Source organism: Glaciibacter sp. 2TAF33, from assembly GCF_052114945.1.
GTDB lineage: Bacteria > Actinomycetota > Actinomycetes > Actinomycetales > Microbacteriaceae > Cryobacterium.
The window spans coordinates 117,299-140,486 of the sequence record NZ_JBFRFS010000007.1; the positions used below are offsets into that span (position 1 = coordinate 117,299).

The 23,188-nt window shown below is 68.2% G+C and carries 20 protein-coding genes; 18 read left to right on the top strand and 2 right to left on the bottom strand.

Translation table 11 applies throughout. The annotated features are described in order from the left end of the window. Together manD and AB4Y94_RS08760 are read left to right on the top strand one after the other, a co-directional pair. A complete protein-coding gene (manD, locus tag AB4Y94_RS08755) occupies nt 1-1,239 on the top strand; it encodes a D-mannonate dehydratase ManD (RefSeq protein WP_441727347.1) in 1,239 nt (412 codons plus the stop codon). 15 nt (nt 1,240-1,254) lie between these two features. Beyond that, nucleotides 1,255-1,824: a gluconokinase gene (locus tag AB4Y94_RS08760; protein WP_441727348.1), complete on the top strand. Its 570-nt coding sequence runs from the start codon at nt 1,255-1,257 to the stop codon at nt 1,822-1,824. A 40-nt stretch (nt 1,825-1,864) separates the two neighbouring features. Here AB4Y94_RS08760 and AB4Y94_RS08765 read toward each other — a convergent pair whose 3' ends face one another. Further along, on the bottom strand, nt 1,865-2,647 hold the full coding sequence (locus AB4Y94_RS08765) for a FadR/GntR family transcriptional regulator (protein WP_441727349.1): 783 nt from the start codon (nt 2,645-2,647) through the stop codon (nt 1,865-1,867). 130 nt (nt 2,648-2,777) lie between these two features. Between AB4Y94_RS08765 and AB4Y94_RS08770 the strand changes: the two genes are divergently transcribed. From AB4Y94_RS08770 to mfd, 8 genes are all read left to right on the top strand, one after another. Continuing rightward, the gene (locus AB4Y94_RS08770; RefSeq protein ID WP_441727350.1) at nt 2,778-4,088 is read left to right on the top strand and encodes an ABC transporter substrate-binding protein; all 1,311 of its coding nucleotides are present in this window, start codon (nt 2,778-2,780) and stop codon (nt 4,086-4,088) included. Nucleotides 4,089-4,176: 88 nt separating this feature from the next. Next, a complete protein-coding gene (locus tag AB4Y94_RS08775; RefSeq protein ID WP_441727351.1) occupies nt 4,177-5,097 on the top strand; it encodes a carbohydrate ABC transporter permease in 921 nt (306 codons plus the stop codon). Next, a complete protein-coding gene (locus tag AB4Y94_RS08780) occupies nt 5,094-5,975 on the top strand; it encodes a carbohydrate ABC transporter permease (protein ID WP_441727352.1) in 882 nt (293 codons plus the stop codon). Before AB4Y94_RS08775 ends, AB4Y94_RS08780 begins: the two co-directional genes overlap by 4 nt. Nucleotides 5,976-5,981: 6 nt before the next feature. Further along, on the top strand, nt 5,982-7,127 hold the full coding sequence (dgoD, locus tag AB4Y94_RS08785; protein WP_441727353.1) for a galactonate dehydratase: 1,146 nt from the start codon (nt 5,982-5,984) through the stop codon (nt 7,125-7,127). A 2-nt stretch (nt 7,128-7,129) separates the two neighbouring features. Beyond that, the gene (locus AB4Y94_RS08790) at nt 7,130-7,771 is read left to right on the top strand and encodes a bifunctional 4-hydroxy-2-oxoglutarate aldolase/2-dehydro-3-deoxy-phosphogluconate aldolase (RefSeq protein ID WP_441727354.1); all 642 of its coding nucleotides are present in this window, start codon (nt 7,130-7,132) and stop codon (nt 7,769-7,771) included. Between the two features lie 319 nt (nt 7,772-8,090). Further along, complete coding sequence (locus tag AB4Y94_RS08795; RefSeq protein WP_441727355.1) at nt 8,091-8,693, top strand: 50S ribosomal protein L25/general stress protein Ctc; 603 nt, start codon at nt 8,091-8,093, stop codon at nt 8,691-8,693. A 33-nt stretch (nt 8,694-8,726) separates the two neighbouring features. Beyond that, entirely contained in the window at nt 8,727-9,341 is a 615-nt protein-coding gene (pth, locus tag AB4Y94_RS08800) for an aminoacyl-tRNA hydrolase (RefSeq protein ID WP_441727356.1), read from the top strand. Nucleotides 9,342-9,439: 98 nt separating this feature from the next. Then, on the top strand, nt 9,440-13,102 hold the full coding sequence (gene mfd / locus AB4Y94_RS08805; protein ID WP_441727357.1) for a transcription-repair coupling factor: 3,663 nt from the start codon (nt 9,440-9,442) through the stop codon (nt 13,100-13,102). Nucleotides 13,103-13,386: 284 nt separating this feature from the next. Here the strand turns inward: mfd and nhaA are convergent, their stop codons facing one another. Then, a complete protein-coding gene (gene nhaA, locus AB4Y94_RS08810; RefSeq protein ID WP_441727358.1) occupies nt 13,387-14,589 on the bottom strand; it encodes a Na+/H+ antiporter NhaA in 1,203 nt (400 codons plus the stop codon). A gap of 302 nt (nt 14,590-14,891) precedes the next feature. Between nhaA and AB4Y94_RS08815 the strand changes: the two genes are divergently transcribed. From AB4Y94_RS08815 to AB4Y94_RS08850, 8 genes are all read left to right on the top strand, one after another. Continuing rightward, nucleotides 14,892-15,575 (top strand): MazG family protein, encoded by a 684-nt coding sequence (locus AB4Y94_RS08815; RefSeq protein ID WP_441727450.1) that lies wholly within the window; start codon nt 14,892-14,894, stop codon nt 15,573-15,575. A 4-nt stretch (nt 15,576-15,579) separates the two neighbouring features. Continuing rightward, nucleotides 15,580-15,957 (top strand): twin-arginine translocation signal domain-containing protein, encoded by a 378-nt coding sequence (locus AB4Y94_RS08820; RefSeq protein WP_441727359.1) that lies wholly within the window; start codon nt 15,580-15,582, stop codon nt 15,955-15,957. Next, nucleotides 15,905-17,419 carry an alkaline phosphatase family protein gene (locus AB4Y94_RS08825; protein ID WP_441727360.1) on the top strand — a complete coding sequence of 505 codons (1,515 nt, stop codon included), beginning with the start codon at nt 15,905-15,907 and terminating at the stop codon, nt 17,417-17,419. Before AB4Y94_RS08820 ends, AB4Y94_RS08825 begins: the two co-directional genes overlap by 53 nt. Before the next feature lie 494 nt (nt 17,420-17,913). After that, entirely contained in the window at nt 17,914-19,203 is a 1,290-nt protein-coding gene (hisS, locus tag AB4Y94_RS08830) for a histidine--tRNA ligase (protein ID WP_441727361.1), read from the top strand. 210 nt (nt 19,204-19,413) lie between these two features. Then, a complete protein-coding gene (gene eno, locus AB4Y94_RS08835) occupies nt 19,414-20,694 on the top strand; it encodes a phosphopyruvate hydratase (RefSeq protein WP_441727362.1) in 1,281 nt (426 codons plus the stop codon). Between the two features lie 116 nt (nt 20,695-20,810). Then, nucleotides 20,811-21,287 carry an FtsB family cell division protein gene (locus AB4Y94_RS08840; RefSeq protein ID WP_441727363.1) on the top strand — a complete coding sequence of 159 codons (477 nt, stop codon included), beginning with the start codon at nt 20,811-20,813 and terminating at the stop codon, nt 21,285-21,287. Further along, entirely contained in the window at nt 21,284-21,847 is a 564-nt protein-coding gene (locus tag AB4Y94_RS08845; protein WP_441727364.1) for a DUF501 domain-containing protein, read from the top strand. Before AB4Y94_RS08840 ends, AB4Y94_RS08845 begins: the two co-directional genes overlap by 4 nt. Beyond that, nucleotides 21,844-23,154: a S8 family peptidase gene (locus AB4Y94_RS08850; protein ID WP_441727365.1), complete on the top strand. Its 1,311-nt coding sequence runs from the start codon at nt 21,844-21,846 to the stop codon at nt 23,152-23,154. Before AB4Y94_RS08845 ends, AB4Y94_RS08850 begins: the two co-directional genes overlap by 4 nt. The last annotated feature ends 34 nt before the right edge of the window (nt 23,155-23,188 follow it).

Consider the following 23,188-nt stretch of genomic DNA (forward strand, 5'->3'; position numbering starts at 1 on the left):
ATGAAGATCGACAAGGCAGAAGTCATTGTCACCAGCCCCGACCGCAACTTCGTCACCCTCAAGCTGACGACGGATGACGGCCTGACCGGCCTCGGCGACGCCACCCTCAACGGCCGCGAGCTGGCCGTCGTGTCCTACCTCAGCGAGCACGTCGTGCCCCTGCTGATCGGCCGCGACGCCTCGCGGATCGAGGACGCCTGGCAGTTCCTGTACCGCAGCTCCTACTGGCGTCGTGGCCCGGTCACCATGGCGGCGATCGCCGCTGTCGACACGGCGCTCTGGGACATCAAGGGCAAGGCAGCGGGGATGCCGATCTACGACCTGCTCGGCGGCGCCAGCCGCGACAAGATGATGGCGTACGGGCACGCGTCCGGCAAGGAACTTCCGGAGCTGTTCGACAGCATCCGCCACCACCAGGAACTCGGTTACCGCTCGATCCGTGTGCAGACCGGGGTTCCCGGACTCGAGTCGATCTACGGCATCGCCTCCAACAAGGGCCTCCCCGGCAACGAGGGTGTGCGCTACGACCACGAGCCAGCCCAGCGCGGCGCATTGCCGGCGCAGGAAGACTGGGACACCCGCGCGTACCTCCGTCACCTGCCGACCGTGTTCGAAGCGGTCCGGAACGAGTTCGGCCCTGAGCTGCCACTGCTGCACGACGGCCACCACCGGATGACGCCGATCCAGGCCGCCAAGCTCGGCAAGTCGCTCGAGCCGTACGACCTGTTCTGGCTCGAGGACTGCACGCCCGCTGAGAACCAGGAGGCGCTGCGACTGGTTCGCCAGCACACCACCACGCCGCTGGCGATCGGCGAGATCTTCAACACGGTGTGGGACTTCCAGTCGCTCATCAAGGAACAGCTCATCGACTACGTGCGCGCGGCGTCCACCCACTTCGGCGGCATCAGCCCGCTCAAGAAGGTCATGGACTACGCGGCGCAGTACCAGATCAAGTCCGGCTTCCACGGCCCGACCGACATCTCGCCGGTCGGCTTCGCCGCCCAGTTGCACGTGGGCCTCGCGATCCACAACTACGGCATCCAGGAGTACATGCAGCACGGCGACAAGACCAACGCGGTCTTCGAGCAGTCGATGACGTTCGCGGACGGCTACCTGCACCCGGGCACCAAGCCAGGGCTCGGCGTCGAGTTCGACGTCGACGAGGCAGGCAAGTACCCGTACGAGACCGCGTACCTTCCGTACAACCGTCTCGCCGACGGCACCGTCCACGACTGGTAAAGGTAGTTTGAACAGATGACTCACTCACACCCCGAAGCGCCACTGATCGTCGTCATGGGCGTTTCGGGGTGCGGGAAGTCGACCATCGGTGCGCTGATCGCGGACCGGCTGGGGATTCCGTTCGTCGACGCCGATTCGCTGCACTCCACCTCGAACATCGAGAAGATGGCCGCCGGCATCCCGCTGACCGACGACGACCGCTGGCCCTGGCTAGCCACCGTGGGCACGGTCCTCGCCGACGCCGGCCGTGCGGACAGCGGCGTCGTCGTCGCCTGCTCGGCGCTCCGCCGGAGTTACCGTGACGCGATCCTCGCCGAGGCCCCCGCCACGGTGTTCGTGCACCTGAGCGGGACCCGCGAAGTCCTCGCCTCCCGGCTCGAGGGACGCAGCGGCCACTTCATGCCGTCCGCGCTTCTGGACTCCCAGTTCGCGACCCTGGAAGAGTTGCAGGCCGATGAACCTGGCGTGGTCGTCGACATCAGCCGGTCGGTGCCGGAGATCCTCACCGACGCCGTGGGACGCATCCGCTCACGCCTGGCCAGGGCCGCCGTCGCTTCGCCTGCCGACACCGCGCCCGCGGACTGACGCCCGGTCCCGCCCACCGGCTTTCCGGCGTGGCGGATGCCTATTCGGGTGCGCCGCTGTGCTCGATCGTGCTCATCTCCGTGAACGCCTTGTCCATGATGCGCAGCATGGCCGCGTGCGCTTCATCGCCGTGGCCGCGCTGGATGGCGCTGGCCACGTCGACATGGAACTGCAGCGCCTCGGTGGCCGGGTGATCCGGGGTGAACCCGTAGTGGGTGCGTCCGGTGAGCACCTCGGCGACCAGCGAGTTGAGCTTCGCGAACATCTCGTTGCCCGAACTGGCCAGCACCAGCTGGTGGAACTCGATGTCGAGCTCCAGGAACGCCGCGGAGTCGCCGGCCTGGCCCGCGGCCCAGAGCTTTCCGGCGAGGCCCATCAGCGCGCTCCCGTCCTCCAGTGACGCGCGCTCAGCTGCCAGCCGGGCGGCCTCCGGTTCGATTGCCGTGCGCAATTCGGTCAGCGACTGCAGCTGCGCGATCCGACCCGGTGACGCCAGGCGCCAGCGGATCACCTGTGGATCGTAGAGATTCCACTCCGACGCGGGCAGCACCAGCACGCCGACCCGCCGACGCGACGCAACCATCCCCATCGACGACAGCACGCGGAGCGCCTCGCGAATCACGGAGCGGGAGACGCCGTAGTGCCCCTCGAACTCCTCGATCCGCACGATCGTCCCGTCCGCCAGCTCGCCAGAGCAAATAGCAGCACCCAGCCGGTCGAGCACGCGCGCGTGCAGGCCGCTCAGCACCGCCCCTCCGGCGGCGATGATCGGCGCGGGCCCCTCGGAGGCGGTTGTCCTCGGGCGTGCTGCGGCATCCGTCATGCGACAAAGCATATCGTTATGGCTACAGAGTTGAATAAGTATGTTTTATTCAGTAACCTCGTGCGTTGAGGCAGATGTAAAGATGCATTGCCGAGGCCTGCGCACGCAGGCTTCCCAGATTGGAGACACAGTGAAGCGTCATTCAGTTGTGAAGGTCGCCGCCATCGCGGCCACCGCGTTCCTCGCCGCAGGAGCATTGTCGGCTTGCAGTTCCGGCGACAGCGGCGGCAGCGACAAAGCCGACCAGGGGTCGAAGACGCTCAGCGTCACCCTGGTGAACCATGTGTGGACCGACATCATCAAGTCCAAGATCCCCGAGTTCGAGAAGAAGACCGGAATCAAGGTCACGCTCAGCCAGTACGGCGAAGATCAGCTCTCCGACCAGTACAACGTGAAGCTGAACGCCGGCACCAGCGACCTCGACGTGATGATGTACCGCCCGCTGCAGGAAGGCAAGCAGTTCGCCAAGAACGGATACTTCGCCGATCTCACCGATGACGTCACGTCCGACAAGAAGTGGGCCTGGGATGACTTCCAGTCCGGCCCGGTCGGCTCGACCACCTACAAGGACAAGGTGGTCGGCGTGCCGATCATCACCGAGCAGGAAGTGCTCTACTACCGCAAGGACCTGCTGGAGAAGGCAGGCCTTGAGGTCCCTAAGACCATGGACGAGCTCGAAGCCGCCGCCAAGGCGATCAAGGAGCAGAACCCCGGCGTCGCCGGCTTCGTCGCCCGCACGGGCAAGTCCGCAGCGGTCACCCAGTTCTCCAGCTTCCTCTACAGCTTCGGCGGGGACTTCATCGGCAAAGACGGCAAGGCGAACATCAACAGCCCCGAAGCCAAGAAGGCCTACGCCTTCTACGGCGGCCTGATCCATAATTACGGACCCGAGAACGTCAGCACCGACATGAGCTGGTCCGAGGCGATGGCCATCTTCACGCAGGGCGGTGCCGGGCTCTACACCGAGGCCGACAGCCTCTACAAGAACGCCACCGACCCGGCGAACTCCAAGGTCGCCGACACGGTCGGCTTCGCGCCGATGCCCGCCGGCAAGTCCGGCTCGAAGGCGTACAACGTGCCCTCCTGGGCGCTCGGGGTCAACGAGGCATCCGGTCACAAGGACGCCGCCTGGAAGTTCATCCAGTGGGCGACCAGCCAGGACATGACGCTGGAGATCCAGAAGAACGGCGTGCCCGGTGCGCGCACCTCGGTCTGGAACGACCCCGACGGAGTCTCCACCTACCCGGAGGACCTCGCCGCTGCTATCGCGGTCAGCACCAAGAACGGCATCGGCCACGACCGTCCGCTCGTGATCAAGGTGCCAGAGGCACGTGAGATCGTCGGCGACCCGATTGTCACCGCCATCACCGGCGGCGACTCCGACGCCGCCGCCGACGCCGCCAACAAGGCCTTCCAGGCCCTGCTGGACGACGAGAAGTAAGTACCCCTGAAACGGATGCCCGGCGCCTCGCCGGTGCCGGGCATCCGTTTTCGACCCCCTGTTTGCAGACCTTGAACCGAGGTGAACGATGACCGCACTGGTCAGCAGAACGCCCACCGCGCGGATGAATTTCTCCGCCTGGGCAAACCACCACAGGAAATGGCTGTTCGCGGCGCCCGCGATGATCTTCGTCGGCCTGCTGATCGCCGTCCCGCTGCTCTGGACGATCTACCTCAGCCTCACAGACACCGAAGGCTCTGTGCGGGCGGAGTCCGAGTTCGTCGGCTTCGACAACTACCTCGAGGTCTTCGGCGATTTCACCCGATTCTGGCCGGCCGTTGCGCGCACCTTCATCTTCACCGGGGGCGCCCTGGCGGTCGAACTGGTACTCGGGATGGGCATCGCGCTGCTGCTCTGGCGCCCGTTCAAGGGCGAGAAGTGGGTGCGCGTCGCGATCCTCCTGCCGCTGGTGGCCACGCCCGTCGCCGTCGGCATGATGTGGCGGCTGATCTTCGACCCGAACATCGGCTTCGCCAACCAGCTGCTCGGCTGGTTCGGCGTGCCGCCGCAGCCCTGGCTGAGCGGTCAGGCGACCGCCCTGCCGACACTGATGTTCGTCGACATCTGGCAATGGACGCCGATGATCGTGCTCATCCTCCTGGCCGGCCTCACCTCGCTCTCCGAAGAACCCGACGAGGCCGCGCGGATCGACGGCGCCAACGCCTGGCAGCGATTCTGGTTCGTCACCCTGCCGCTCCTGCGGGCGACGGTCATCGTCGCCATCGTGCTGCGGGGCATCGACGCGCTGAAGACCTTCGACATCCTCTACGCCACCAAGGGCAAGGGCGGCGGTTCGTTCCATGAGGTGGAGACGCTCAACGTGTACGCCTATGGGCTGAGCTTCGACTACAACGACTACGGCATCGCCTCGACGGTGCTCATCCTGTTCTTCCTGCTCATCATTGGGATCATGTGGCTCGTCACATTCCGTAGAAAGGCGAACCGGTGACAACCGACACTCTCCTCACCACACCGGTGGCCTCGGCTCGGCCGGCCCCGGTGCAGGCCAGACGGCGCAAGCCTCGCGCCTACCCGGTCTTCCGGGTGGTCGCGCTCACCCTGGTGGTGCTGATGTTCGTGGCGCCGCTGGTCTGGATGTTCATCGCGTCGCTGAAGACGAACGTGGACATCTACGACGCGAGCAAGACGCTGCTGTTCACACCCACGTTCGACAATTACGCGAACGTGCTCAGTCGCAACAACTACTTCAGCTTCATCTTCAACAGCTTCTGGGTGGCGTTGTGGTCGACCGTCTTGTCGCTGGTCCTGGGAGTACCGGCCGCGTACGCGATGAGCCGGTTCACCATGCACCGCTCGGCGATGGTCGTACTCATGGCGAGGATCATCCCCGGCGTCAGCTTGTTGGTGCCGTGGTACTTCATCTTCGCCAACCTGCGCCTGGTCGGCGGTTTCGGCGTGCTGATCCTCTCGCACATGTTCGTGGCGTTGCCGCTGATCGTGTACATCATGATCAGCTTCTTCGACTCGATGCCGCTGGAGCTCGAGGAACAGGCGCAGGTCGACGGGCTCACCCCGATCGGGGCGTTCGCCCGGATCACGCTTCCGTTGTCGGTCCCGGGGCTCGCAACGGCAGGCATCCTCTCGTTCATCTTCTCCTGGAACAACTTCATGTTCGCCCTGGTGCTCTCCGGCGCGAACACCAAGACCCTGCCTGTCGCGATCTTCAACTTCGTCTCCTACGCCAGCATCGACTGGGGCAGTCTGATGGCCGCGGCGGTGGTGGTCACGGTTCCGATCATGGTGATCGCCCTGTTCACCCAGAAGTACATCGTCTCTGGCCTCACGGCCGGCGCCACGAAGGGTTAGCAGAGTATGAAGATCGTCAGGATCGAAACCTTCCTGGTTCCGCCACGGTGGCTGTTCGTACGCATTGAAACGGATGCCGGCATCGTCGGCTGGGGCGAGGCGAGCCTGGAAGGGCACGCAGACGCCGTGCGCACGGTCGTCGAGCAGTACGCCGAATACCTGATCGGAACCGATCCCGGCCGCATCGAGGACCACTGGCAGGTGCTGTCCAAGAGCGGGTTCTACCGCGGCGGGCCGGTCTTCGGCAGCGCGTTGTCCGGCATCGACCAGGCGCTCTGGGACATCAAGGGCAAGGCCCTCGGCGTTCCCGTGCACGAGCTACTCGGCGGAGCCGTGCGCGAGCGGATCCGGGTGTACGGCTGGGTGGGCGGCGATGACCCCAGCGGCATCGCCGACGCCATCGGGGCGCAACTCGCCGTTGGCCTCACCGCCGTCAAGATGAACGCGTCGGGAATCATGAGCCGGATGGGCTCCGTTGCCGAGATCGACGGCGTTCTCGATCGGGTCGCCGCCGCGCGTGAGGTGCTCGGGCCGCACCGGGATGTCGCCGTGGACTTCCACGGCCGGTTCACCCTGGCCACCTCCCGCCGCATCGCGCCGCTGCTCGAACCGCTCCGGCCGTTCTTCATCGAAGAACCCGTCGTTCCCGAGAACTCTCACCTGATCGGTGACCTCACTCGCTCGACATCCGTTCCCATCGCCACGGGGGAACGGCTCTACAACCGGCAGGACTTCCTGCCCGTGCTTCAGGCGGGCATCGCCGTCGCCCAGCCGGACCTCTCCCACGCCGGTGGAATCTCCGAGGTGCGTCGCATCGCTGCAGTAGCTGAGGCCTTCGACGTGCAGCTGGCGCCCCATTGCCCGCTGGGCCCGATCGCCCTCGCCGCCTCGTTGCAGGTCGGCTTCTCGACGCCGAACTTCCTGATCCAGGAGCAAAGCATCGGCATCCACTACAACCAGGGCGCGGAACTGCTGGACTATGTCGTCGACAAGACCCCGTTGCGATTCGTCGACGGCAGCATCGAGCGGCTGACCGGCCCCGGGTTGGGGATCGAGGTCGACGAGAAAGCGGTGCGGGCGGCAGATGCCCGCGGCCACAGCTGGCGGTCGCCGATCTGGCGGCACCCTGACGGATCCCTGGCGGAATGGTGAACATGAACGAGAACTTCCTGAACGATCTCACGCAGGAGAGGCTGCTCGCGATCATCCGCGGCAGCGACGCGGATGCCGCGATCAGGGCGGGCGTCACGCTGGTCGAGTGCGGCATCCGTTTCCTGGAGGTGTCGCTCGTGACTGCGGACGCGCTGCGAGTCATCGGTGAGATCCAGCGGCTCGGCGGTGACCGCTGCATGATCGGCGCCGGCACCGTCTTGACGCGCGACGACGTGGCACGGGCGGCGGATGCCGGTGCGCGCTTCATGGTGACCCCGGCCGTCACCGACAGCGTCGCCGAGTCGGTGGCACGGGGGATCCCCGTGGTGGCCGGTGCGCTGACGCCGACAGAGGTGCTCACGGCTGTGGGCCTCGGCGCGACCGCGGTGAAGCTCTTCCCCGGGTCGGTCGGTGGCCCCCGTTATCTGAAGGCACTGCGCGAACCGCTGCCGCTGGTGCCCTTCGTGCCGGTGGGCGGAGTCACTACCGTCGCGGCGGCGGAGTATTTGGGATACGGCGCGATCGCGGTCGGGATCGGCAGCCCGCTGCTCGGCGACTCGGTGCGCGGGGGCGACCTCGACGAACTCCGCAGCCGGGCGGCCGCGTTCCGTGCCGTCGCCGAGGAGTCGCGCCCGTCCCTCTGACCGCCCCGCGAGTCTGCACTTGTTGGGGTTATGAGCGCTCGATAACCCCAACAAGTGCGTTCTCGGCGACGTGAAAGGGCGGGAATGGGGCGGGCCAAACGGGGCCTGCGGCGGCTGCTAGACTGGCGAACTGAACTTCGGCGAGGGATGACAACGCTGGCGGGCGACCGCGAGTACGGCATCCGTTATCGACGCGGCGAAAAGACTTCCTCTTTTCCTCACGCTGACAATGCGTTCGAGTTGAACCAGTACCCATACGTTGCAGGCACAGCCTGTGAACCATCGATCAGGGCGCATCTGCCCCGCAAGGAGAAACATCATGGCTGAAGACAACAAGGTTGTCGCCGAACTGCGCGAGAAGTTCGGCAAGGGCTTCGCCCGCCGGCTCCGGGTTGCCGGCAAGATCCCCGCCGTCATCTACGGCCACGGCACCGATCCGGTGCACGTTGCGCTGCCGGCCCACCACATCGGCCTGCTGCTGCGCAAGGCCAACCAGGTGCTCGAGCTCGACCTGGACGGCACGACGCACCTCACCCTGGTGAAGGACGTGCAGAAGGACCCGGTTCGACAGATCATCGAGCACCTCGACCTCATCGTCGTCCGCAAGGGCGAGAAGGTGCAGGTTGAGGTTGCCGTGCACGTCACCGGTGAGCCCGCGGCCGGCACCATCGCCGACTTCGACACCAAGACCCTGCTGCTCGAGGTTGAGGCCACCCACATCCCCGAGAACGTGTCTGTGGACATCGAGGGCCTCGAAGAGGGCGCCCAGATCCACGCCAAGGACATCTCGCTGCCGACCGGTGCCGTCCTCATCTCGGACCCCGACACGCTCGTGCTCTACGTGCACGCGCCGCGTGGCGAGGAAGAGCCGGAGACCACCGAGGCCGCTGCAGAGGCTCCTGCCGCTGCGCCCGCTGAATAGTCACGCTGCATAGCGTCTTGAAGCGGATGCGTCATGTGGTTTCGTCGCACGAGGAGCAGTCCTCTGGACGATAATCTCTGGCTCGTAGTCGGGCTCGGCAACCCCGGGCCCGGCTACGCCGGCCACCGACACAACGTCGGCCAGATGGTCCTGGCCGAACTGGCCGATCGTATGTCGGCCAATTTCAAGTCGCACAAGACGAACGCGACGGTCGCCGAGGGGCGCAGCTTCCCCGACGGGCCGAAGCTCGTGCTGGCCAAACCGAACACGTTCATGAACGTATCCGGCGGCCCGGTCGCGGCGTTGCTGCGGTTCTACTCGCTGGAGCCGTCGCGCCTCATCGTGGTGCACGACGAGCTGGACCTGCCGTTCGACACGCTCAAACTCAAGGCCGGCGGCGGGCACGGCGGCCACAACGGCCTGCGTGACATCATCGCCGCGACCGGCACGAACGACTTCACCCGGGTGCGCGTCGGCATCGGCCGCCCGCCCGGACGGCAGGATGCCGCCGACTACGTGCTGCGCGATTTCACCGCCGCCGAACGCACCACCCTGCCCAACCTGCTGACGGATGCCGCGGATGCGGTCGAAGCGATCGCCGCCGACGGTCTCACCACGGCCCAGCAGAAGTTCCACTCGCCCGCCTGAGAAGCCCGTCAACGCCCCGCGAGAACGCACTCGTTGGGGTTATGCGGCCCGTTTAGACCCAACTACTGCGTTTTCGCGGAACTTGTAGACTTGTGCGAGTGATCCTTCAGGGCTTAATCGCAGCGCTTTCGCGCGCCTCCACATTCGATAACGCCCTGCGCTTCGCGGCCAGGGACGCCGACTTCTCGCTCACAGAGGGCCTTCGGGCCCCGCTCCTGGCCGGCCTCGCCCGCCGCCGCAGGGAGCAGGGGAACACCCAGGCACTGCTCGTGATCACCGCAACCGGCCGCGAATCCGAGGCGCTGCGCGAGAACCTCGCCTGCTTCGCCTCCGACGCTGCCAAACCCGCCGAAATCGTGGACTTCCCGGCCTGGGAGACCCTCCCGCACGAGCGCCTCAGCCCGAGCGCCGAGATCGTCGGCAAGCGCCTGCACGCGCTCCGGCGGATGCGCGACTGGGAGGCCGCAGACCCCGCCGAGCGTGCGCCCCTCGTCGTCGTCGCCTCTGTCCGCGCCGCCCTGCAGCCCGTCGCAGACAACCTCACCGACTTCGAACCGATCGAGCTGACCGCCGCCGGACGCGGCTACGACCTCGCCCAGATCGCCCACGAACTCGTGAACGTTGCCTACTCCCGGGTCGACATGGTCACCCGGCGCGGCGAATTCGCGGTGCGCGGAGGCATCCTCGACGTGTTCCCGCCGGTCGCCCCGCACCCGTACCGGGTGGAGTTCTTCGGCGACGAGGTCGAGCAGATCCGGGCGTTCTCGGTCGCCGACCAGCGTTCGCTGCCCGAACCGATCGCATCCGTCAGCCTGCCGCCGAGCCGCGAGCTGCTGCTCAGCCCTGCCGTGCGGCAGCGGGCCAGGGAGATGCAGCACGAGTTCCCGAGCCTGGTCGGCATGCTCGCCAAGATCGCCGAGGGCATCCCGGCCGACGGCATGGAGAGCCTCGCCCCGGCACTCGTCGACCGCCTGGTGCCGATCACCCACTACCTGCCCGCCGGCGCGGCGATTGCCGTGATCTCCCCGGAGCGGGTCGCCTCCCGCGCGATCAGCCTCGCCGAGACCAACCGCGAATTCCTCTCCGCCGCCTGGAATGCCGCCACCGCCGGCGCAGAAGCCCCGATCGACCTCGACTCCGGCGACTTCCTCACCCTGGGCCAGCTCCGCGACTCGGTGAAGTTCAGCGCCCCCGGCCAGCCCGCCTCCGAGCACGTCTGGTGGACCCTCAGTTCCTTCCAGGCCGCCCCGGTGGGGGAGGAGCTCCCCACGGAGGTCCTGCCAGAGCACCGCGAAATGGACGACCTCCTCACGGTTCGCATCCAAGCGGATGCCGTCCCCAGCTTCCAGGGCAGCGTCGAGGGTGCGGTGGGTCACCTGGCGTCGCGACTGAAGGACGGCTGGATGGTCGCCATCGTCGCCCAGGGGGCCGGCCTCGTCGAACGCGCCGCCGATGTCCTGGCCGAGCACGAGTTGCCGGCCCGGGTGGTCGACGAGTTCCCCGCGGACCCGGAACCGGGCATCGCATACCTGCTGAAGGCATCCGTCGACCACGGTTTCGAACTGCCGGAGCTGAAGCTCAGCCTGGTCAGCGAGTCGGAATTCTACGGGCGCACCGTCGGATACGACGCCCGCCAGGTGAAGAAGCTCGCCAGCCGGCGGAAGAACGTCGTCGACCCGATGCAGCTGAAGGCGGGCGACTACGTGGTGCACCAGACCCACGGCATCGGCAAGTTCCTCGAGCTCACCCAGCGAGAGGTGTCCAGCGGCGGCCGCAACGCGGTCAAGACCAAGCGCGAATACCTGGCGCTCGAGTATGCGCCGTCGAAACGCGGCCACCCCGGTGACAAGCTGTTCGTGCCCACCGACCAGCTCGACCTGCTCACCCGCTACGTCGGCGGCGAGGCGCCGGCGCTCAGCAAGATGGGTGGCAGCGACTGGTCGGCGGCGAAGAACAAGGCCAGGAAGGCCGTGCGCGATATCGCGGTGGAGCTGGTGAAGCTCTACTCGGCGCGGATGGCCAGCAAGGGCCACGCGTTCGGACCGGACACGCCCTGGCAGCGGGAGCTCGAGGAGGCGTTCCCGTTCGCCGAGACGCCCGACCAGCTGACCACGATCGACGAGGTCAAGGCCGACATGGAGCGGCCGATCCCGATGGACCGGCTGCTCTCGGGCGACGTCGGCTTCGGCAAGACCGAGGTGGCGGTGCGTGCCGCGTTCAAGGCGATCCAGGACGGCAAGCAGGTGGCCATGCTGGTGCCGACGACGCTGCTGGTGCGCCAGCACATGGAGACGTTCCAGGAGCGTTTCGCCGGGTTCCCGATCCACCTGCGCGCGCTGAGCCGGTTCCAGACCGAGAAAGAGTCACGGGAGACCATCGCCGGGATGCTCGACGGCACCGTCGACCTCGTCATCGGCACCCACCGGCTGCTGTCGGAGAACGTCATCTTCAAGGACCTCGGCCTCGTCATCATCGACGAGGAGCAGCGCTTCGGCGTCGAGCACAAGGACCAGCTGAAGAAACTCAAGACCAACGTCGACATCCTCGCCATGAGCGCCACGCCGATTCCACGCACCCTCGAGATGGCGGTCACCGGCATCCGCGAGATGTCGACCCTGGCGACCCCGCCGGAGGACCGGCATCCGATCCTCACCTTCGTCGGCCCGTACTCCGAACGGCAGGTCGCCGCGGCGATCCGCAGGGAACTGCTGCGTGAGGGCCAGATCTTCTTCGTGCACAACCGGGTGTCGAGCATCAACCGAATCGCGGCCAACCTGGCCGAATTGGTGCCGGAGGCCCGCATCGCGGTCGCGCACGGCCAGCTGCCCGAGGCGCAGCTCGAGCAGGTGGTGGTCGATTTCTGGGAGCGCAAGTTCGACGTGCTGGTCACCACGACCATCATTGAAACCGGCCTCGACATCGCCAATGCCAACACCATCATCATTGATCGCGCGGACAAGTACGGCCTCAGCCAGCTGCACCAGTTGCGCGGGCGGGTCGGCCGTGGCCGGGAGCGCGCCTACGCCTACTTCCTCTATGACGAGAACAAGCCGCTCTCCGAGACCGCGCACGACCGGCTCTCCACCATCGCGGCGAACAACGAGCTGGGCAGTGGCATGCAGGTTGCGCTGAAGGACCTCGAAATCCGCGGGGCCGGCAACCTGCTCGGGGGCGAGCAGGCCGGCCACATCGCGGGCGTCGGCTTCGACCTCTACCTGCGCATGATCGGCGAGGCGGTGTCGACCTTCCGCGGCGACGTCGCCGAGGGCCAGACCGAGCTGCGGCTCGAGCTGCCGGTCGATGCGCACATTCCCGAGGACTACGTCGACAGCGAGCGGCTGCGGCTGGAGGCCTACCAGAAGCTCTCGGCCGCGAGTGCGCCGACCGCGGGACAAGGGCAGATCGACCAGGTGCTCGAGGAGCTCACCGACCGTTACGGCGAGCCGCCGACGCCGGTGCAGAACCTCATCGCCGTATCCCGGCTGCGCTGGCGCGCCCAGCAGGCCGGCCTCGGCGAGGTCGTCGCGATGGGTTCGAACCTCCGGGTCGCGCCGGTCGACCTGCCCGACTCGATCCAGGTGCGGTTGCAGCGGATGTACCCCGGCGCGCGCTACTTCACCCAGAACGGTTCGCTCACGGTGCCGATGCCGCGTCCGGACGGGGAGGCCCTCGACGATCCCGCGCTGATCGAGTGGGCGGGCGCCTTCCTCGGTGCGATTTTCCCGCCGCCGGTGGATGCGACCGCAGCGAAGGTCTCCTAGCCGGGCTGAAGCGACGTACCCCGAACCGGGCGCCAGGTGGGCGCGCCCGAAATAGCGCCACGCCGCCGCCGGGGCGGGCGCGCGGAGCCGATTCGGGCGCGCTGACCCGATGCCTGGCCTGCCGGCGCCGCCGCTAGGCGGGCGCGCCCGAAAAGGCGCCACGCCGCCGCCGGGGCGGGCGCGCCGAGCCGATCCGGGCGCGCTGAGCCGATGCGGGCGCGCTGAGCCGATCCGGGCGCGCCGAGCCGATCCGGGCGCGCCGAGCCGATTCCAGGCCTGCCGGCTCAGGCCAGCGGATGCCTTCGGCGATACTGCCGGGCGCGCGCGCTGACCACGAATCCGGAGATCACAATCGCGATGCCGGACCCAACAAGTACGGCCAGGGTGCCCTGGTCGGCGACGCCGCGCTCGTCGGCGAAGGCGAGCTCGCTCATCAGCAGCGACACGGTGAAGCCGATGCCGCCGAGGCAGGCGACCGTCATGATGTCCGCCACGGTGAGCCAGGCCGGCCGGTCGTGGGCACCGGGTCGACGGCCTGCCACTGCCCTCCCGACGGTGCTCCCGAGCCAGCCGGCAAAGGTGATCCCCACGAACTTGCCCACCGGCAGCGCGAGAACGATGCCCCAGAATGCCGGGCTGAGCTCGCCGACGCGCACCGCGGGGATCGCCACCATTGCTGCCGAGAACGCGAACAGCGGCAGCACCACGCCGTTCGAGTACGGCTCAAGGACGTGGTGCGTGTGCCCGGCCGGCACCCGCGCCATCACCATCCCCAACACCACGCCGGCAATGGTTGCGTGCACCCCGGACTGCAGGGTGAAATACCAGGTGAGCACGGCGAGCACGACCAGCGCAGCACCCAGCGGCCACCGGGGCCGGCGGGTGAGGGTCCAGCGGGAGCGTGGCTTCAGCATCCGGCTCAGAAGCCCGAACCCTGTCGCCGTGATGGCGGCGCAGCCCAGGAATTGCAGCTGCACGTCCTGGGTGAAGAACAACGCGATGATGAGGATCGCGACCAGGTCATCCAGTACCGCGAGGGCGAGCAGGAACACCCGCACCCGGGGCGGGATACCGCGGCCGAAGACCGCGAGCACGCCGAGGGCGAAGGCGATGTCGGTCGCGGTCGGCACCGGCCAGCCGGACTGCAACGCACTGCCGGAAGTGACCGCCAGATAGATGCAGGCCGGCACGACAACGCCGCCGAGCGCGGCGAAGGCGGGCAGCGCGGCCTTGGCGGGGCTGTTGAGATCGCCGACGACGAGCTCGCGCTTCAGCTCGATCGCCACCAGGAAGAAGAAGACCGCCAGCAACCCGTCGCTGATCCAGTGCCGTATCGACAGGTCAAGCCCGAACAGCGGAGTGTGCGGGTGTGCGTCGACGGCGCCGAGGAGCGCCCCGCCGATCGGCGTGTTCGCGATCAGCAGGCCGAGTGCGGCTGCGGCGAGGAGAATGCCGGCGGCGTAACGTTCGGAGCGGATGAAGGTCATGGTGGCCCGTCGGGGTCGGTGAAGCGACGAGAGCGGATGCCTCCGCCCGCCGACCAGACTTCCCGGCTCACCTGCACCAAGGGTACTGGCGCACGCCTCCCCACCGCAGCTATAACCGCGAACCGGCCGGATTCTCCGCGCCCGAAGCTTACGATGGAGGCGACCTTCAGGAGGGCCACGTGACCAATCCCGTCTTCTCCGGCACGGCATCCGCTGACCAGAACGCTGACCAGAACGCTGACCAGAACGCGGGCCGGTCCGCGGGCCAGGACGCCGGCGAGCCCAGCGCGCTCGACACGCTCATCGCGACGGTGGCCCGGCTGCGCGCCCCAGACGGCTGCCCCTGGGACGCCGAGCAGACCCATGAATCCCTGGTGCAATACCTGATCGAGGAGAGCCACGAGCTGATCGACGCGATCGAGGCGGGCAGCCGTGAGGAGATGATCGAGGAGCTCGGTGATGTGCTCTACCAGGTGCTGTTCCACGCCGACATCGCAGCACACACGAGCGGTGAGGACTTCGACATCCAGGACGTCGCCGCCCACATGACGGCGAAGATGGTCGGTCGGCACCCGCACGTGTTCGGCAACCAGACGCTCGAGACCGCCGACGACGTGGTGGCCGCGTGGGACGGTTTCAAGGCCGCGGAGAAGCCACACCGCACCAGCGTGCTCGATGGCGTCCCGCAGGGCATGCCCGCCCTCGCCCTCGCCGACAAGGTGATCGGCCGGGCACAGAAGATCGGCCTGCTCGAAACGGATGCCCCGCCGTCGATGGCATTGCAGTCCGAGGATGAGCTCGGCCCGCTCCTGCTCGCCATCGTGGCGTCGGCGAGGGCGCAGGGCCTCGATGCGGAGCGCGCGCTCCGCGGCGCCCTGCGCGACCTGCAGGAGGAGATTCGGGCGGCCGAGGCGGACACCAGTGCCGGCGCGGACGCGTTCGGCGACCCGACCGATGCGGGAATCATCGCCTTCCCGGCAGAATAGGCGCATGTCCCAGGACTCCGGTTCGGATGGCGCGGACGAGGGTGCTGCACCTGGACCCGGCGCCGGCAACGCAACCAGCCCTGCGACTGGCGCCGAGGGCGGCCGGGGCCTGCGGACCACCGACCACACCGACCCGGCCGCCAACGCGGAAGCGAACGCCGCCGCACTGCGATCCTCCCGGCGCTCGTTCCTCAAGGCCGGCGGCATCGCCGCTGCCGGGCTCGCCGTGGGCGGCGTTCGGCGCAGCGGCGGCGCGACGCGAGAACCCCGGCCGGTCCGCTCCGCTGGATCCTCGTTCCGAGCCGGGCTTCGACCACATCGTGGTGCTGATGTTCGAGAACCGTTCGTTCGACAATATGCTCGGCTGGCTCTACACACCTGACACTCTGCCGGATGGACATGCATTCGACGGGCTGGCCATGGGCAACTACAGCAACAGCGCCTCCGACGGCACATCGATTGCGGCGCACGCGTACTCGGGTGCCACCGACACCATCATGAGCCACCCCGATCCGGACCCGGGGGAGCAGTTCCCGCACGTCAACACCCAGCTTTTCGGAACGGTCAAACCCGCGAGCAACGCCGATCTGCGGGCGAGCCCGGCGCAGCATCCGTTCAATGCGCCGCCGGCGGGGACCCTCGCCGACAACTCCGGCTTCGTGCGCGACTACGAGATCAACTACCGGCACCTCCGCGGCTCGGCGCCCACCGACGCGGAGTTGCGGGTGGCGATGGGCGGTTTCACGCCGGACATGCTGCCAGTGATGTCGACCCTTGCCCGCAGTTTCGCCGTCTACGACTTCTGGTTCTGCGCCGTGCCGTCGCAGACCTTCTGCAACCGGTCGTTCTTCCACGCCTCGACCTCGCACGGGTTCGTCACCAACGCGGGCGGCGGCTACGCCAAGTGGTTGGACGCTCCCGCGGCACCGACCGTCTTCAACCGGCTGGAGGACGCCGGGCTCAGCTGGAGGGTCTATTACGACGAGGCGCAGATCATCTCGTTCACCGGATTCCTGCACGCGCCGGCGCTGGAGCCGTACTGGAGGAGCAACTTCCGTACCATGGAGCAGTTCTACGCGGATGCCGAGAACGGCACCCTGCCCGCTTACGCCTTCATCGAGCCGCGGATGACCTTCAACCACAACGACATGCACCCGCCGATCGGCCGGCTGCGTGAGGGCGAGGTCGACGGCGATGAATTCTTCAACGGCGCGCTCTCCGACGTGCGCGCCGGCGATGCGCTGCTGCACGACGTGTACACCGCGATCAAGAACGGCGACTCGTCGGCAGGCTCCAACGCGAACAACACGCTGCTCCTGGTCACCTTCGATGAGCACGGCGGCACTTACGACCATGTCGCGCCACCAGCTGCGACGCCGCCCAGTTCTGATGGGCCCGGCGAGATGGGTTTCGGATTCGACCGGCTCGGCTGCCGGGTTCCGGCGATCGCAATCTCCGCGTACACCCGCGCCGGGACGGTGATCAACGACGAGACGCACCATGGGGCCGTGGCCAGCACCCTCACCCGGCTCCACGGGCTGAAGCCGCTGACGGCTCGCGATGCGGGGGCCAACAATCTGTTCACCGTGGTCAACCTGCAGGCGCCGCGGCCGGCATCCGACTGGCCGGACACCCAGCCGCAGTACACGCCGCCAAACCCGGAGTCGGTGCCGCGACCGCTCGAGCGTTTCCGGGACCGGCCGTTGACCTCACCGGCGAGTGGCCTGATGGGGTTGCTGGTCGCCCGATACGGGAAGCCGGGCGAGACCGTTCCCGACACCTACGGGGAGGCCTTCGACTCGCTGATGGAGCACGGCACGGGGCTGTTCGGCACGACCGACTGACGCCGACTGTGCCGCCGTGGCGGGCGCGCGCCGCCATTTCGGGCGCGCGGCATGAGTGCCGGGCGGGTCCGCGCCGCATTGCCGCGCCCCGTGAGGCGTGCCGCTGCCGCCGTGGCGGGCGCGTGCCGCCCTTTCGGGTGCGCGCCGCCCTTTCGGGTGCGCGCCGCCATTTCGGGCGCGCGGCATGTGTGCCGGGCAGCTGGGCGCCGCATTGCCGCGCCCCGCGAGGCGTGCCGCTGCCGCCGTGGCGCGTGCGGCACGCCATCTCGGGCGCGGGCTGCCGTTTCTGGTGCGCGGCAGGAGTGTCGGGCAGCTCCCCGCTCGTGGGCACGGTGGTGGGCGCGGTCGAATCGGCGCCGCGCTGCCGCCGAGGCGGGCGCGTTCCGCCATTTCGGGCGCGCGCCAGGACTGCCAGCACATCCCCGGCTGCACAACCGGGGCCGCACAACCGCGGCCGGACGGGCGGCATCCGCTGAACTGACAGAATTGTGGGCATGGCAACTGCAGTGACCCCGCCGCGCGGCATGCGCGATTTCCTCCCCGCCGACAAGGCCCGGCGTGAGCACGCGCTCGGGGTGATCCGCGCCAGCTTCGCCTCCCACGGTTTCGACGAGATCGAGACCCCGGTCATGGAAGACGCCGCGCGCCTGCATTCCGGTCTCGGCGGCGACAACGAGAAGCTCGCGTTCGCCGTGATGAGGCGCGGTCTGACCGAAGCGGATGCCGCCGCCGCAGCCGAGTCCGGCGACCTGCTGTCCCTGGCCGACCTGGGCCTCCGGTTCGACCTCACCGTGCCGCTGGCCCGCTTCTACGCCACGCACCGCGCGAACCTGCCCACCGTGTTCCGGGCGATCCAGATCGCCCCGGTCTGGCGCGCGGAACGGCCGCAGAAGGGCCGGTTCCGCCAGTTCATGCAGTGCGACATCGACATCATCGGTGAAGCCGGGCCGCTGGCCGAGATCGAACTGATCACCGCGACCTCGGCCGCGCTGGACGCGCTCGGGCTCTCCGGCTGCACGATCCGCATCAACGACCGGCGGGTCCTCTCCGCCCTGCTCGGGCACTGGGGCGTCGCGCCCGACCTCACGGAGCGCGCGCTGATCACGATCGACAAGCTCGACAAGATCGGCGTGGACGGAGTGGTCGCCGAGCTCGGCGCGCTCGGGATCATCGACGGCGCCAGCGCGCCGGCCGTCGCTGAGACCCTCGGTGTGATTGGACGCGCCGGCTGGAACCTGCTCGGCACGGAAGCCGCAGACGGCACCACCACCGAGCCACCGGCCTGGCTCGACGTCGACGCCTACCGGGACCTGCTCGCCCTTCGTGCGGCGATGCCGGGCGTCGAGCTCGAGTTCGACCCCACCCTGGTCCGCGGCATGGGCTATTACACCGGGACCATCTTCGAGATCGCCCACCCCGACCTCGGTTACTCGCTGGGCGGCGGCGGACGCTACGACGGCATGATCGGCCGCTTCCTCGGCACCGAGGTTCCGGCGTGCGGATTCTCCATCGGCTTCGAACGCATCGTCGACCTGCTGGAGCCCGATGCGGCATCCGTTGCCGATGCCGTGGTGCTCGTGCACGAGAAGAACGCCAGCCCGTCCGACCTGGTTGCGCTGAAGTCGGCGCTCGTCGGCCAGGGCAAACGGGTGCGGCTGGAGAAGCGGGCGAAGAACCTCACCCCCGTGCTCGACCGGGCGGCCGAGGCCGGCTACGGCAGCTTCGCGTTCGTTCCCACCGGCACAGCGGATGCCGCGGCGCTGGACTTCAAGCCCCTCGGCTGACGAGGCCGACCGGCCCGCCGGTCCGCGCGTGCCGTCACAGGTACCGCGCGTGCCGTCACTGTGTCCGCGCGTGCGGTCAAAGTGCCGCCTGACGCGCCGGATTGGCGACCATTTGGCCGCACGCGCGCCGGGCACGACGCTCGATAGACTGGCACTGGATTACACCGAAGTTTTCCTCAAACCCCCACACCCAGAACACAGGAGACAGTTGTGGCTCTCATTGAGGCAGTAGACGCTCGCGAAATTCTCGACTCGCGCGGCAACCCCACCGTCGAGGTCGAAGCGTTGCTCGACGACGGCACGGTCAGCCGTGCGGCTGTTCCGTCCGGCGCATCCACCGGCGCGTTCGAGGCCTATGAACTGCGCGACGGTGACAAGGGCCGTTACCAGGGCAAGGGTGTGCGGAAGGCCGTCGACGCCGTCATCGACGAGCTCGGCCCGGCGATCGAGGACCTCGACGCCACCGACCAGCGCATCATCGACGCAGCGCTCATCGCCGTCGACGGCACCGAGAACAAGGAGCGCGTCGGCGCCAACGCCATCCTCGGCGTGAGCCTGGCCGTCGCGAAGGCGGCCGCCCACTCGGCCGGTCTGCCCCTGTTCCGCTACCTCGGCGGCCCGAACGCGCACACGCTGCCGGTTCCGCTGATGAACATCATCAACGGCGGTTCCCACGCCGACAATGACGTGGACATCCAGGAATTCATGATCGTCCCGATCGGCGCCGAGACGTTCAGTGAGGCGCTCCGCTGGGGCGTCGAGACCTACCACGCCCTCAAGGCACTGCTGCAGTCGAAGGGCCTGTCGACGGGCCTCGGTGACGAGGGCGGCTTCGCGCCCAACCTGCCCAGCAACCGCGCCGCGCTCGACCTCATCGTCGAAGCCATCGAGAACGCCGGCTACGTGCCCGGCAAGGACATCGCCCTCGCCCTCGACTGCGCCGCCACCGAGTTCTTCAAGGACGGCGCCTACCAGTTCGAGGGCAAGCAGCTTTCGGCCACCGAGATCGTCGCCTACTACGCCGAACTCGTCGACGCCTACCCGCTGGTCTCGATCGAAGACCCGCTGGAGGAGGAAGACTGGGACGGCTACGTGCACCTCACCGAGCAGCTCGGCGGCAAGGTGCAGATCGTCGGCGACGACCTGTTCGTCACCAACCCGGTGCGCCTGGCCAAGGGCCTCGAGCTCGGCGCCGCCAACTCCATCCTGGTCAAGGTGAACCAGATCGGCACGCTCACCGAGACGCTCGACGCGGTCGCCCTCGCGCAGCGCAGCGGCTACACGGCGATCCTGTCGCACCGCTCCGGTGAGACCGAGGACACCACCATCGCCGACCTGGCCGTGGCAACGGATGCCGGCCAGATCAAGACCGGAGCGCCTGCCCGCAGCGAGCGGGTGGCTAAGTACAATCAGTTGCTGAGGATCGAAGAAGAGTTGGGCGACGCAGCGGTGTACGCCGGCCGCAGCGCTTTCCCGCGCTTCCGCGGCTAGAAAGCTCGTCGAGGTGGTCGGGCCGGCGCGCGGCCGGCTTTCGACAGGCTCGACCACCGGGTCTCGACAGGCTCGACCACCGGGTCTGGACAGGCCCGACCACCGGGAGGGGTGCAATGGCAGGGAAGAATCGCGAAGAGCGCCCCGTCGCCATGTCCGGAACCGAGACACCTCTCGAAGGCTGGCTGCGCGGCATCCGTTTTTCAGGCTTCTCCTTCGTGATGATGGGAATCCTGGTGCTCGCCGTGGTCGTGCTCGCGCCGAGCCTTCGCACGTATGCCGAGCAACGGCAGCAGATCAACGAACTCCGGGCGACCGTGCAGACCGCGCAGCAGACGGTGGACAAGCTCAAATCGGAGCGCGAGCGCTGGAACGACCGCACCTTCATCACCACCCAGGCCCGTGACCGCCTGTCATACGTCCTGCCCGGCGATATCAGTTTCCTGGTGATCAACGACCTCACCCTTCCCGCTGCAGGGCCGAGCGCGTCCGCACCGGTCAGCACCCGGATCCAGGACACCAAAGTCGACTGGATGAAATCGATGTTGGCCTCGGTCATGACGGCCGGACTGGCTCCGGAGGCCTCACAATGACCCGCCCGCCGTTCGATCCGCCCACCGAGCGGGACATCGCCATCGTGTCAGCGCAACTGGGCCGCCCGGCCCGGGACGTCGCCGGCATCGCTGCGCGCTGCGTCTGCGGTGCCCCGACGGTCGTCGCGACCGCGCCGCGCCTGAGCGACGGCACACCGTTCCCCACGCTGTACTACCTGTCGCACCCGGCGGCGACCGCAGCGATCTCGTACCTCGAGGCAACCCAGGTGATGAACGAGTACAACCAGCTGCTGTCCGACGACGAGAGCGTCCGCGCGCACTACCGCGACGCCCACACGAGTTTCCTGGCCGACCGGGCCGTGCTCGGCGACGTTCCGGAGATCGCCGGCATCTCCTCCGGCGGAATGCCGGAGCGGGTCAAGTGCCTGCACGCCCTGGCCGCCCATTCACTGGCCGCCGGTCCCGGCGTCAACCCGATCGGTGACCTCGCCCTCGTCCGCGCGGCCTGGACACCGACGGTCTGCGAGTGCCTCGACTACGACCTGGGAACCGAACCGGGCGCCGGGCCCACCGGTCAGGCCGCACCCGGGCGCGAATGACTGGCCCCTCGGCCGGGTTGGGCCCGCGGGTTCGGCCCGGCGCACGACGCACCGGTTCCCTCGTCGCCATGGGCCTGGCCGCGATGCTCCTGAGCGGGGCATCTGTCGTCGTTGACTCCGCCCCGGCGCATGCCGACCAGGTGCGCGACCTCGAATACTGGTTGAACGACTACGGCTTCAGCCAGGCCTGGGCGAAGACCAAGGGCGCCGGGGTCAAAGTGGCGGTCATCGACACCGGCGTCGACGGCAGCGTCCCCGACCTCGCCGGCGTGGTCGTCGGCGGAACGGATGTCTCGGGCCTGGGTTCCGCAAACGGTCAGACGCCGGTCGGCGACGAGAATTCGCACGGAACGCTGGTGGCCTCGCTCCTGGCCGGCCGAGGCACCGGGCCCGGAAACGGGGTGATCGGGGTGGCACCCGAGGCGTCGATCCTGTCGGTCTCCGTCGCTTTCGGAACCAGCCAGGCCTCGGTGAGCAATGACGATCAAATCGCCGCCGGCATCCGCTGGGCGGTGGACAACGGGGCCGATGTGATCAACATGTCGCTGACCCGGAACACCCTGGACTGGCCGATCAGCTGGGACGACGCGTTCCTCTACGCCTTCGAGCACGACGTCGTGGTGGTGGCGGCGGCAGGGAACCGGGGGAGCGGTACCACCGAGGTCGGCGCGCCGGCCACCATCCCCGGAGTGCTCACTGTCGCCGGTGTCGACCGCAACAAGGCAGCCAGCTTCGACGCGTCGTCGCAGGGCATCACGATCTCCGTCGCCGCGCCCAGCGAGAAGCTCGTCGGGGTGGTGCCCGGCGGCGGCTATGTGCAGTGGGACGGCACGAGCGCCGCGGCGCCGATCGTCTCCGGCCTGGTGGCCCTGGTGCGTGCGGCCTACCCGAAACTCGACGCGGCCGGGGTGATGAACCGGATCGTGGCGACCGCCAACCCGAACGGGCACTCGGTGCCGAGCCCGATCTACGGCAACGGGCTCATCGACGCCGCAGCAGCGGTGACGGCGGCCGTGCCGGCGGCCGGCGGCCCCACCCCGACGGCGCTGCTCAAGGACTGGATCCACATCCATCGCCGCGCCGACATCGAGCCGACTCCCGTGCCGGAGCCGACTGCCATGGCACCGGTGCCCGCGAAAGCGGACCCCGCCCTTCCCGACCGCCCGGTGGCCGCAGCGTGGCTGCCGAACCAGTTGACGCTGGCCTATATCAGCACCCCGCTCGCCGTGCTCCTCGGGTTTGGTATCCTTGTAGTGCTGTTCGGCATAGGGGCCACTCGGCAATTCAAGCGAACCCGCCGCAAATAAAGACTGTTCGCGAATCGGTAATCATCCAGGAGGC